Annotated in this window: 12 protein-coding genes; 8 read left to right on the plus strand and 4 right to left on the minus strand. The window is 66.8% G+C overall.

The window, feature by feature from the left end; translation table 11 throughout:
* The 3 genes from AC5Y47_RS20655 to AC5Y47_RS20665 all read left to right on the plus strand — a co-directional run bounded on the left by AC5Y47_RS20655 (position 1) and on the right by AC5Y47_RS20665 (position 3,782).
* Positions 1–630: a chemotaxis protein CheB gene (locus tag AC5Y47_RS20655; RefSeq protein ID WP_499946118.1), complete on the plus strand. Its 630-nt coding sequence runs from the start codon at positions 1–3 to the stop codon at positions 628–630.
* Between the two features lie 129 nt (positions 631–759).
* Complete coding sequence (locus AC5Y47_RS20660; RefSeq protein WP_499946119.1) at positions 760–1,518, plus strand: SDR family NAD(P)-dependent oxidoreductase; 759 nt, start codon at positions 760–762, stop codon at positions 1,516–1,518.
* Positions 1,519–1,616: 98 nt separating this feature from the next.
* Entirely contained in the window at positions 1,617–3,782 is a 2,166-nt protein-coding gene (locus tag AC5Y47_RS20665) for an acyl-CoA dehydrogenase family protein (protein ID WP_499946120.1), read from the plus strand.
* A 76-nt stretch (positions 3,783–3,858) separates the two neighbouring features.
* On the opposite strand, the gene AC5Y47_RS20670 is transcribed toward AC5Y47_RS20665, so the two are convergent.
* Complete coding sequence (locus tag AC5Y47_RS20670) at positions 3,859–4,206, minus strand: Zn-ribbon domain-containing OB-fold protein (RefSeq protein ID WP_499946121.1); 348 nt, start codon at positions 4,204–4,206, stop codon at positions 3,859–3,861.
* A 71-nt stretch (positions 4,207–4,277) separates the two neighbouring features.
* Here AC5Y47_RS20670 and AC5Y47_RS20675 point away from each other — a divergent pair, with 71 nt between their 5' ends.
* Both AC5Y47_RS20675 and AC5Y47_RS20680 read left to right on the plus strand, forming a co-directional pair.
* Positions 4,278–5,468 carry a thiolase family protein gene (locus tag AC5Y47_RS20675; RefSeq protein WP_499946122.1) on the plus strand — a complete coding sequence of 397 codons (1,191 nt, stop codon included), beginning with the start codon at positions 4,278–4,280 and terminating at the stop codon, positions 5,466–5,468.
* Positions 5,469–5,942: 474 nt separating this feature from the next.
* On the plus strand, positions 5,943–6,434 hold the full coding sequence (locus AC5Y47_RS20680; protein ID WP_499946123.1) for a homocitrate synthase: 492 nt from the start codon (positions 5,943–5,945) through the stop codon (positions 6,432–6,434).
* Between the two features lie 15 nt (positions 6,435–6,449).
* Here AC5Y47_RS20680 and AC5Y47_RS20685 read toward each other — a convergent pair whose 3' ends face one another.
* A complete protein-coding gene (locus AC5Y47_RS20685; RefSeq protein ID WP_499946124.1) occupies positions 6,450–7,928 on the minus strand; it encodes a cytochrome P450 in 1,479 nt (492 codons plus the stop codon).
* 117 nt (positions 7,929–8,045) lie between these two features.
* Here AC5Y47_RS20685 and AC5Y47_RS20690 point away from each other — a divergent pair, with 117 nt between their 5' ends.
* The gene (locus tag AC5Y47_RS20690; protein ID WP_499946125.1) at positions 8,046–8,690 is read left to right on the plus strand and encodes a TetR/AcrR family transcriptional regulator; all 645 of its coding nucleotides are present in this window, start codon (positions 8,046–8,048) and stop codon (positions 8,688–8,690) included.
* Between the two features lie 26 nt (positions 8,691–8,716).
* A complete protein-coding gene (locus AC5Y47_RS20695; RefSeq protein ID WP_499946126.1) occupies positions 8,717–9,613 on the plus strand; it encodes an SDR family oxidoreductase in 897 nt (298 codons plus the stop codon).
* On the opposite strand, the gene AC5Y47_RS20700 is transcribed toward AC5Y47_RS20695, so the two are convergent.
* Both AC5Y47_RS20700 and AC5Y47_RS20705 read right to left on the minus strand, forming a co-directional pair.
* Positions 9,610–10,653, minus strand: coding sequence for a DNA polymerase IV (locus AC5Y47_RS20700; protein ID WP_499946127.1), 1,044 nt, complete (start codon positions 10,651–10,653; stop codon positions 9,610–9,612). The genes AC5Y47_RS20695 and AC5Y47_RS20700 overlap by 4 nt on opposite strands.
* Positions 10,650–11,264, minus strand: a complete 615-nt coding sequence (locus AC5Y47_RS20705) for a TetR/AcrR family transcriptional regulator (protein WP_499946128.1) — start codon at positions 11,262–11,264, stop codon at positions 10,650–10,652. Before AC5Y47_RS20705 ends, AC5Y47_RS20700 begins: the two co-directional genes overlap by 4 nt.
* A gap of 91 nt (positions 11,265–11,355) precedes the next feature.
* Between AC5Y47_RS20705 and AC5Y47_RS20710 the strand changes: the two genes are divergently transcribed.
* Positions 11,356–11,913: an NAD(P)H-dependent oxidoreductase gene (locus AC5Y47_RS20710; RefSeq protein ID WP_499946129.1), complete on the plus strand. Its 558-nt coding sequence runs from the start codon at positions 11,356–11,358 to the stop codon at positions 11,911–11,913.
* Positions 11,914–12,106: the final 193 nt, after the last annotated feature.

The following is a 12,106-nucleotide window of genomic DNA, read 5'->3' on the forward strand; positions in this document are numbered from 1 at the left end:
ATGTCCGCCACCCGACACACCACCTCGGGGTTCTCGTTCGTGGTGCTTGCCGCCTCGTTGGGCGGCATGGATGCCTTCGGCACGGTGCTGGCCGGTCTGCCGAAGTGGTATCCGGTGCCGATTCTGGCGGCGCAGCATCGTCCGCAACTAACGACGAACGATCCGCTCGCGGCGGTGCTCGCCCGCAAGACAGACTTGCCGGTGCAGGTCGCCAAGGACGGGGCACCCGTCCACCGCCCGGGTGTGACCGTGGTGCCGGGAGCCACCGCCGCCGGCATGGACGCGGACGGGCGATGGGTGCTGCGGCCGGCAACGAAGGCCGGCACCGTCGACGCGCTGTTGACCAGTGCGGCCGGCGCCGGCCCGACGGTCGCGGTGATCCTGACCGGGTATCAGGCCGACGGCAGCCAGGGCTGCCGGGCGGTCAAAGCCAACGGGGGCCGGGTGCTGGTTCAGGAACCGTCCGAGGCCAAGGCGCCCGGGATGCCGGCCAACGCAATCGCCACCGGTTGCGCCGACTTCGTGCTTCCTTTGCACCGCATTCCGACTGCGCTGCTGGCCCTGAGCGCGCCGGGCGGAGCGGAGTTGTTGTCCGTGCCGCTGCCCCCGTGGGCTCGATTGACCTCCTGACCGCCTTCGGGTCGCTGATCGCCCGAACCGGTGCCGTGCTCGAGACCCCGGCGGACGGACCCGCTAGCGTGCCTCGTAACGTTACAAATTCGAGGGATTCTGACAACCCTAGAGAACACGGAGGTCTGGATGGAGATCAGCGGAAAGAAGGTCGTCGTCATCGGCGGCGCTTCGGGCATGGGGCGGGCCAGTGCCGAGCTGCTGCACGAACGGGGAGCGCAGGTCGCGGTGTTCGACCGCGAGGGTTCGGACGGCAAAGAGGTCGCCGAGGGGATCGGCGGCAAGTTCTACCCCGTCGATGTCACCGACTTCGCCGGCACCGAGCAGACGCTGCAGGCCGCGGTCGACGACCTCGGCGGCCTGCACGTCACGGTCACCACGGCCGGTGGCGGCATCGCCAAGCGGACCATGACCAAGACCGGACCGCACGACCTCGAGTCCTTCCAATCCGTGGTGGATCTCAACCTGATCGGCACCTTCAACATCAGTCGGTTGGCCGCGGCGCACATGAGCAAGAACGAGCCCGAGGACGACGAGCGCGGAGTCATCATCAACACCGCATCCATCGCCGCCTTCGAGGGCCAGATCGGGCAGGTCGCCTACACCGCGGCCAAGGCGGGCATCGCGGGCATGTGCCTGACCATGGCACGCGACCTGGGTTCGCTGGGGATCCGGGTGCTGGCCATCGCGCCGAGCCTGTTCGCGACCGGCCTCACCAAGGGCATTCCCGACGAGTTCGCGACAGCCCTGACCAAGGACGCCGCCTTCCCCAAGCGACTGGGTCGACCCGAGGAATACGCCAAGCTGGTCGCGGCCATCGTCGACAACCCGATGCTCAACGGACAGTGCCTGCGCCTCGACGCCGGGCAGCGGTTCGCACCGAAGTAGCGACCCGTCGGCCCTCCTCGGGCGGTGAGTAGTCTCTTCAACTAATTCCAGGAGTCCGCGACGGGGCGGGCTCCTGCCGTGCCGCGAGGAGGGCCCGCATGGGTATCGCACTGACCGACGACCACCGCGAACTCGCCGAGGTGACCCGCGGGTTCCTCACCTCGCAGAAGGCCCGCGCGGCTGCGCGTTCGCTGCTGGACGCGCCGGAGGAGGCACGGCCGGCGTTCTGGCAGGGCATCGTCGAACTCGGTTGGCTCGGCCTGCATATCCCCGAGGAGCACGGTGGTTCCGGCTACGGCCTGCCCGAACTCGTCGTGGTGATCGAGGAACTCGGCCGCGCGGTGGCGCCCGGTCCGTTCGTGCCCACGGTCATCGCCTCGGCGGTGATCGCCAATGACGGTAGCGCCGAACAGAAGTCGCGACTGTTGCCCGGCCTCCTCGACGGATGTGTCACCGCGGCAATCGGATTGGGCGGCAGCGTGCGGTTGTCCGACGGTGTCGCCGACGGCGACGCCGGCATCGTGCTGGGGGCCGGACTGGCGGAGCTGTTGCTGGTCACCGCCGGTGACGACGTCCTGGTGCTGGAGCGCGACCGCGACGGGGTGTCGGTGCAAGTACCGGAGAACCTCGACCCGACCCGCCGGTCCGGGCGCGTGCGGCTCGACAATGTCAAGGTGAGCGCCGACGACGTCCTGTCCGGCGCCGCGGCGTCGACGCTGGCCCGGGCCAGGACCTTGCTGGCCGCCGAAGCAGTGGGCGGGGCGACCGACTGCGTCGAGTCCGCCGTGGAATATGCCAAGGTGCGCAAGCAGTTCGGCCGCACCATCGCCACTTTCCAAGCGGTGAAGCATCATTGCGCGAACATGTTGGTGTCGGCCGAGTCGGCGCTGGCAGCGGTGTGGGACGCCGCGCGCGCGGAATCCGAAGACGAGCAACAATTCCGGCTCGTCGCCGCCGTCGCCGCCACTCTGGCGTTCCCCGCCTACGCCCGCAACGCCGAACTCAACATCCAGGTGCACGGCGGCATCGGCTTCACCTGGGAGCACGACGCGCATCTGCATCTGCGCCGGGCGCTGGTGACTTCCGCGGTGCTCGGTGGTGACGGGCCGGCTCAGGATGTGTTCGATCTGACGGCGGCCGGGGTCGCGCGGGACAACAGCCTGGACCTGCCGCCCGAGGCCGAAGAACTGCGTACCCAAATCCGTGCCGACGCAACCGAACTCGCCGGCCTGGACAAGGAGGCGCAACGCGACAAGCTGATCGCGACCGGGTACGTGATGCCGCACTGGCCCAAGCCGTGGGGCCGCGCCGCGGACGCGGTGGAGCAGTTGGTGACCGAGGAGGAGTTCCGCGCCGCCGGTATCAAACGCCCCGACTACGGCATCACCGGTTGGGTCATCCTGACGCTGATTCAGCACGGAACCGATTGGCAGATCGAGAGATTCGTCGAGAAGGCGCTACGCAAGGACGAGATCTGGTGCCAGTTGTTCTCCGAGCCGGACGCCGGTTCTGACGCTGCGGCCGTCAAGACCCGGGCCACCCGCGTGGATGGTGGCTGGAAGATCAACGGCCAGAAGGTGTGGACCAGCGGGGCCCACTATTGCGCACGTGGTCTGGCAACCGTGCGCACCGATCCCGAGGCTCCCAAGCACGCCGGCATCACCGCGGTGATCGTCGACATGAATGCCCCCGAGGTCGAGGTGCGGCCGCTGCGCCAGATCACCGGCGGTTCGGACTTCAACGAGGTGTTCTTCAACGACCTGTTCGTGCCCGACGAGGATGTGGTCGGGGCGCCCAACTCCGGTTGGACCGTCGCGCGCGCGACGCTGGGCAACGAACGCGTCAGCATCGGCGGCAGCGGCTCGTTCTACGAGGCGTTGGCGCCGGAGTTGGTGAAGCTTGCTCGGCAGCGCTCAGATGAGTTGGCAGGCATAGTTCTTCGCGTGGGTCGCTACCTGGCCGAGGAGAATGCCTTGCGGTTGCTGAATCTGCGTCGCGCCGCCCGCAGCGTGGAAGGCGCGGGGCCGGGACCCGAAGGCAATGTCACCAAGCTGAAGTTGGCCGATCACATGATCGAGGGTGCGGCCATCTCCACGACATTGGCCGGCCCCGAGACCGTGCTGCTGGACGGCGCGGGCGCGCTGGCCGGCCGGATGGTGATGGGTGCACGCGGCATGGCGATCGCCGGCGGCACCTCGGAGGTGACCCGCAACCAGATCGCCGAGCGGATCCTGGGCATGCCCCGCGACCCGCTGATCAACTAGGCTCCGGCCGAGCAGACGCAAAAGCCCCCGTTTTCGTGCCGAAACGGGGGCTTTTGCGTCTGCTCGCGCCTCGGGCTCAGGCGGGCGCGAACAGCGGTGCTCCGCTGGAACCCTTCTCCGGCCGAAGCTGGACGGGCATTCCGCAGGTCACCGAATCCGGCTCGCAGTCAACGATATTGGCTGCGACACGCAGTCCGCTCTGTTCGCTGAGTTCGACCAGCGCGATGACGTACGGCGTGGGGATCTCCGGGTTGTACGGGTGGTGGTTGACCGTGTAGGTGAACACCGTCCCACGTCCCGAGACCGGCTTGGCCGTCAATTCGGCTGCGCAATCGCGGCAGGTACCGGTGGCGGGGTGCACCCACCGCGCGCACGTGTCGCAATGCTCCACGAGCAGTGGGGAGGTGGCCGACTCGGTTGTCACGACCAATACAGTACGCTCTACCGGATCCCTTCTTAGACGTGTGCGGCGCGTAGATGCTACGGACGGTGCAAGTGGAGTTCTTCGAAAAAGATGCGGTCCTGTCCGGCGTCGGCATCTCCCGGATCGGTCGTCGAACCGGCATCCCGGGACGGGATCTCACCATGGAGGCGGTCCGCGCCGCCATCGACGACGCGGGATTGGCGCCGGCCGATGTCGACGGAATCGCCACCTTGGGTGACACCCCGGCGGGGGAGGTCAACGCCGCGCTGCGGATCGATGCGAGCGACTGTGGCAGCGGTTTCGGCACCGGCGGGTTGCTGAGTCCGGTCATGTCGGCGTGCCGGGCGGTCGCCGAACGACGGGCACGGCATGTGGTGGTCTACCGGACCATCCAGATGCTCGGCGGCACCGTGCTGCCCCAGGACAAGAACGCGCCCGCCCCGCCGCTCGCGCGGATGTTCTCCACCCCCGAGGGTGAAGAGCGTCCCGCGGTCGGCGCGATGGACGACATCAACGATCTGATTGCGGCGCATGCCTATTCGGCTGCGAACTGGTTGGCCCTGCATTGCCGTCGGCATATGGACCTGTACGGGACCACCAAGGAACAACTAGGCTGGATCGCCCTCAACGGCCGGCGCAACGCCGCATTGAATCCCCGCGCGGTCTACCGGGACCCGATGACGATGTCCGATTACCTGGGTGCGCGGTTGGTGTCCACACCGTTCGGATTGCTCGATTGCGATGTGCCCATTGACGGCTCGATTGCAGTGGTGGTTTCGCACGCGGATTACGCCGACGACTGCCCGCACCGTGCCGTGCGGGTCGAGGCGATCGGCGGTTCCAACGGTGCCGGCGGATGGTTCCACCGCGATGACTATCCGAAGATGGCGATGTCGGACGCCACCGCGCAGATGTGGTCGCGAACGGAGTTGACGCCGAACGACATTCAGGTCGCCGAGTTGTACGACGGGTTCACCTATCTCACGCTCGCCTGGCTGGAGGCCATCGGGTTATGCGGTGACGGGGAGGCCGGCCCGTTCGTGGAAGGCGGCGTTCGCATCGCGCGTGACGGGCAGCTGCCGCTGAACACCTACGGCGGGCAGCTGTCGGCCGGTCGCATGCACGGCTATTGGGCGTTGCACGAAGGATGCCTGCAACTGCGCGGTGACGCCGGCGAGCGCCAGGTTTCGCAACGCCCCGAGGTCGGCGTGGTATCGGTGGGCGGCGGCCCGGTCGCAGGATGCATGTTGCTGACCTGCTGAGGCGCGTCACGCGGTGGGCAGGGCCACTACCCGTTGCGGGATGCCGGCCATACCGCCAACCGCTCACTGCGGATGTTCTATGCCTACATCCGGAAGTGGGGTGTCACGAAGTGTGCTACCGCAACCCACGGAGAACAACGCGAATGCGGCAAAGATGATCGCAGCGACGGTTTTGAAAGTCTTGCTCTTCGCTTTCATTCGGACTCGCCTTCCTCGCACCTGAACGCGGTTGGGTTGCGAACAGTGTCGTGATGTTATCGCCGCGATTGAACGGGGCTAGCCGTTTCGCGATATTGCACAGGAAATGCACTTGCGCCTGACGACAGCTGCGGTCTAACGTCTCCGATCGTGCGTCTTCTCGATCGTGCCGTAGTAGCCAGCACCCGCAGCGGGGTCTGATCCAGACCGACCCCCCGCTGTGGGTCGGAAGCTATTACCGTCGGTCGCTCCTTCGAGCCAGAGAAGACCGGCACCATGACCCTTTCCCCGCACGACTTCGACTGCACCGCCGACGTCTGGTTCGGACGCCAGTTCGGCGTCGAGCTGCCGCAGGGCCTGCGCACCCCGGCCGCCGCGATGACCTGGGAAGGGTTCGTCGCGACCTACGGCCGAGCCAACGGGCCGCTGCGGCTGGGTCGTTGGGCATGTACAGACCCCCAGCGGCCAGCCACCCGGCTGGGTCCACAGGCCCGGAATTTCCGTGCGGTGCTCGCCTTCGGCGATCGCATCGGCGCGTTGACCGCATCGGCGAGCGGGCCCATCGCGGCGCTCACCGCGATGCTGCACGAGCGCGGAATCTTGTTGGAAATCCAGAAGTTTCACCAGATGCATGCGGCCGGTCGCACCATGACGTTCGTCCGCGGCACCGACGGCGTCGGCGCCGAGTGGGCCATGGGCTGGGCGGATGATCCGACACAGTCGGCGCTACGGGCGGTGATCGCCTGCGCCAACCGGTTGCTGGCCTGACGGTGTCAGGCGGACTTACAACGGACGCAACACGATGTGCATGCCGTCCATCGGGACGGGCATGCCGCCGTAGTCCCAGCGCGGCTGGTAACCCGGGTACGGGAGTTCCAGGCGGTAGCGTCGCAACAGCCGGTGCAGGATCGTCTTGACCTCGAGCTGGCCGAACACCATCCCGATGCATTTGTGCGCGCCGCCGCCGAACGGGGTGAACGCATACCGGTGCCGCTTGTGCTCGTTGCGGGGCTCGGTGAAACGCTCCGGGTCGAACTTCATCGGGTCCGTCCAGAATTCGGGCAACCGGTGATTCATCCCCGGGAACGCCGTGACGTTGGTGCCCTTGGGTAGATAGTGACCCACCAGCTCGGTGTCGCGGACCGTGCGGCGCATCGCCCACTGCACGGGCGTCACCAACCGGATCGATTCGTTGAGCACCAGGTCCAACGACTCCAGCTTCTCCAACGATTCGATGTCCAACGGACCGTCGCCGAGTCGGTCGGATTCGTCGCGGCAACGCTGCTGCCATTCGGGGTTGGCGGCCAGGTAGTAGATCATCGTGGTGGCCGTGGACGTCGACGTGTCGTGGGCGGCCATCATCAAAAAGATCATGTGGTTGACGACATCCTCGTCGGAGAACTTGTTGCCGTCCTCGTCCTCGGTCTGACACAGCACGGTCAGCAGGTCGTTGCCATCTTTGCCGCGACGCTCCTTAACCCGCTCCTCGAAATAGTTCTCCAGCAACTCGCGGGCTTTGAGCCCCCGCCACCACGTGAACGGCGGTACCCCGGCCCGGATGACGGCGTTGCCGGCGCGGGTCGTCGTGGTGAACGCCTTGTTCACCTTGGTGACCAGCTCGCGGTCGCTACCCGGCTCGTGACCCATGAAGACCATGGATGCGATATCCAGGGTCAGTTCCTTCATCGCCGGATAGAGCAGGAACCGGGGGTCGTTGGTCACCCAGTCGTTGCTGACGACCTTCGACACCACCTGGTCGATATGTTCGACGTAGCCGACCAGCCGGGACCGGATGAACGCCTCCTGCATGATCCGCCGGTGGAACATGTGCTCTTCGAAGTCGAGCAACATCAGTCCGCGGCGGAAGAACGGGCCGATCACCGGCGTCCAGCCCTGCTGCGAATAGTCCTTGTTGCGGTTGGAGTAGATGGTCTGCGCGGCATCGGGACCCAGCGCCACGACGAACGGCATCACCGGCGAGTCCGCGAAGACCACCGGCCCCTTGTTCTCGTAGAGGAACATCAAGTAGTCCGGGCCACCGCGGAGCATTTCGATCATGTGCCCCAGGATCGGCAGCCCGCGGTCGCCGACGACCGGCTTGAGGCCACTGTCCGGCGGGGGATCGGCGAGCCGCGTCTCGGGGAATTGGACGTCTCGCAGCTTGCGCTCGACCAGGGCCATACCCGGGAAATTGTTGAACGACGGCGTCAACCGCCGCTGCGCCTGATCGAGCAGATAAGCGGGGGTGCTGATTGTCGTCATTGACACGCTCCTTCGCGGCTGTGGCGGCCGTCACTACCGTCCATCCTCGGGATGAAGTTGACGGCTGTCAAGTTTTGTTGCGGGCGGCATGGTGCAATGGTCAGGTGGTGATCGGGAGTGAATAGCAACGCAGCGAGTCGGGATGACGGCGCGCCACTGCGGCGACGCGGTGACAAGCACCGCGTGGCGATCATGCAGGCGGTCCGTGAGCTCCTGCAGGAGCGGCCGTTCGCTGAGTTGTCGGTCAGCACCATCAGCCTGCGAGCGGGTGTGGCCCGCTCCGGCTTCTACTTCTACTTCGACTCGAAGTATTCGGTGCTCGCGCAGATCCTGGCCGAGGCCGCCGAAGAACTCGAGGAACTCACCCAGTATTTCGCGCCCCGCCAGCCCGGTGAGTCGCCGGAACAATTCGCCAAGCGAATGGTCGGCAGCGCAGCGGTGGTCTACGCGAACAACGATCCGGTGATGACCGCGTGCAACGCGGCCCGTCAAACCGACGTCGAGATCCGCGAAATTCTGGACAAGCAGTTCGAAACGCTGTTGGGCCAGATCGTGAACATCGTCGATGCCGAGGTCAAAGCCGGGACAGCGCAACCGATCAGCGACGACCTGCCGATCTTGATTCGTACCCTGGCGGGGACCACCGCGTTGATGCTCACCGGGGACCCCATACTCGTCGGCCGGGACGACGATGTGGAACGTCGGGTGCGGGTGCTGGAACAGCTGTGGCTGAACGCGCTGTGGGGCGGTCCCAGTCGGTAGGGTTCCCGCGCCGTATCGTCTCGACCATGGCGCAGCAGAATTCAGCAGCAAAGCGGTATTTCGCCGGGAAGCGGTGCTTCGTGACGGGTGCGGCCAGCGGTATCGGCCGTGCCACGGCGTTGCGACTGGCCGCGCAGGGGGCTGAGCTGTATCTGACCGACCGCGACGCGGACGGCCTGACTCAGACGGTGGCCGACGCTCGGGCGCTGGGCGCGGAGGTGCCCGCCTATCGCGTCCTGGACATCTCCGACTACGAGCAGGTGTCGGCGTTCTCCGTCGACATCCATACCACGCACGGCAGCATGGACGTGGTGCTCAACATCGCCGGCGTCTCGGCGTGGGGCACCGTCGACCGGTTGTCGCACCAACAATGGAACAAGATGGTCGCGATCAACCTGATGGGTCCCATCCACGTGATCGAGTCGTTCGTCCCGCAAATGGTCGCGGCCGGCCGGGGCGGACATGTGGTCAACGTGTCCTCGGCGGCGGGACTGGTCGCGCTGCCGTGGCATGCCGCTTACAGCGCAAGCAAATTCGGCTTGCGCGGACTTTCCGAAGTGTTGCGCTTCGACCTGGCCCGCCACCGCATCGGGGTGTCGGTCGTGGTGCCGGGTGCGGTGAAGACGCCGCTGGTCAACACCGTCGAAATCGCCGGGGTGGACCGCGAGGACCCGCAGGTCGCCCGCTGGGTCGACCGTTTCAGCGGCCATGCCGTCTCACCGGAACGGGCAGCCGAGAAAATCCTGGCCGGGGTCGCCAAGAACCGGTATCTCATCTACACCTCGCCGGACATCCGGGCGCTGTATGCGTTCAAACGGCTGGCGTGGTGGCCTTACAGCGTGGCGATGCGCCAGGTCAATTCGATCTTCACGCGGGCGCTGCGGCCTGGTCCGCCGACCCGCGGGCTCGAATCGGGCGCCTAGTGCGGCATCTGGAGTTCTAGGCGCACCCCGAGCAGTCGGACGGGGCGATCCAGTTCGAACAGATCCAGGACGCGCACGGCGGCGGTGACGATGACGTCGGCATCGGTGGTCGGTGCGTCGAGTTTGCGGATCTTGGTGCGGGTGTAGAACGTCGCGGTGCGCACCGTGACCGCGACGCGTGTGACGACGCGGCCCTCGTTCACCACATCTGTCAGGGTCTGGCGCGCCAAATCGGCTATCGCCGAATCCATTTCAGCCCGCTCGGTCAGGTCGCGCGGAAACGTGATCACGTGGCTGCGTGAGCGCGGCACCCACGGTTCGGCGCTGACGCCGGTGTCCCCACCGCCCTTGGCCAGTAGCAGCAGCCACAGGCCGGTGCGCGGCCCGAACGTCGACGTCAGCAGCTCGCCATCGGCATGAGCGAGTTGTCGGACCGTCGAGATACCCAGAGCGGCAAGCTTTTTCGTGGTCTTGGGCCCCACGCCCCAGAGTGCGTCGACCGGGCGCTCGGCCATCAGCGTCATCCAGTTGGCGTCGGTGAGCGCAAAGATGCCAGCCGGTTTCGCGTACCCGGTCGCGATCTTGGCGCGCTGTTTGTTGTCGCTGATGCCGACCGAGCAGGACAGGCCGGTTTCCGACGACACCACGGTGCGGATCTGCTCGGCGACGGTTGCCGGGTCGCCGGCGACTCCGACGTACGCCTCGTCCCAGCCCCACACTTCGACGGGATGCCCGAGGTCGCGCAGCAATCCCATCACCTGCTCGGAGGCGGCGTCGTAGGCGGCGGAATCCGAGGGGAGGAACGTCGCGTCCGGGCAACGGCGGGCGGCGGCTCGCAGCGGCATGCCGGCGTGCACCCCGTATTCGCGGGCCTCATAGGAGGCGCAGGTGACGACCTTGCGCGGTTCGGCCGGGTCGCCGTTGCCGCCGACGATCACGGGCAGCCCGACCAACTCAGGGTGACGACGCAATTCCACCGAGGCCAGGAACTGGTCGAGGTCTACATGCAGGACCCAGCGGTGGCTTCCGGGGGTGGTCACCGCCCGCACAGCTTGCCGGCCAGGCTCGCCCAGGCGTCGCCCAACGTCTGTTGGGTGTGGCCGCCGTCGGTGAGTTGGTGTTCGACGTAGTCGACGTCGAGCAGGGCCAGCAGCGCGTCGGTCTGCGCGTCGAGGTCGCCGGTGCTGTGGGCCGCCTGCAGCAGGACCTGGACATGGCGGCGTTGCACGGCAGCCGCGCCGATGCGGCGGGTATGCGGGTCGCGGTTGGCGGCCGACAGCAACTCGTGGTGGGTGTGCACGAAGCAGATCCGCTCCCGGCCGAACGCGATGAGCCGATCCAATGGCGGCGCGTCCGGCCCCAGCGGTGGCGGACCGAACAGGAATGCCTGCTGGCTGGCCTTTTCGTCCTCGTCGAGCAGTTCCATCATCAGCCCGGCACGGCTGCCGAAACGGCGGAACACCGTGCCCTTGCCCACGCCCGCGGCAGCCGCGACGTCGTCCATGGTGACCGCGTCGGCACCGCGTTCCCGCACGAGCTTGCGGGCCGCCGCCAGCAGTAGTGCGCGATTGCGTGCGGCGTCGCTGCGCACTTGTTGCGGCTGTTGCAGGGTGGGTACCGGTAGCCCTCTGGACACCTCGATACCGGTCACCTCTGCACTGTATCGCGGCCGGCCGGAATAAATCGGACTACAGTCCGGTTTCGTCGTGCGAGGATGTAATCGACCAGAAGGGGACGTAGTGATGACCGATATCAAGATCGTGGCCTTGGTGGGCAGCTTGCGCGCCGAATCGATCAACCGCCAGATCGCTGCGCTCGCCACAGAGGTGGCCCCCGACGGCGTGACTGTCACGGTGTTCGAGGGATTGGCGGATCTGCCGTTCTACAACGAGGACTTCGACCCCGCGGTCGGTGCGAAGAATGACGAGCACCCTGCGGTCGCCGCGCTGCGGGCCGCCGCGAGTGACGCGGACGCCGCTCTGGTGGTCACCCCGGAATACAACGGCACCATGCCCGCGGTGCTCAAGAACGCCATCGACTGGTTGTCGCGCCCGTTCGGCAACGGCGCGCTGAAGGGCAAACCGCTGGCGGTCATCGGCGGGTCGCTGGGGCAATACGGCGGAGTGTGGGCACACGACGACACCCGCAAGTCGTTCGGGATCGCCGGGGCGCGCGTTGTCGAGGCCATCAAGCTGTCGGTGCCGTTCAAGTCGTTGGGCGGCAACCCCCCGGCCCAGAATGCGGAGTTGTCGGCCAGCGTTGCGGACGTGGTCGGCAAGCTCGCCACCGAGGTCGGTTGAGCCGTCGATTCGCCGAGGGCGTCAGCCGATCGCCTGCTGCGCGTCAAAAGCTCTAGTCAAAGCCGTCGACACTGGTGTCGGCGGCTTTGCTGGTGGCTGGGCGTATGGCTCAGCGAATCCGGGGTTGTCGGTGGTCGCTGATATACCGGGTCCCATGCGAAGCCGCTGTACACCCCTGGGTCGGAATGTGATC

The organism is Mycobacterium sp. NGS22 (genome assembly GCF_059813095.1).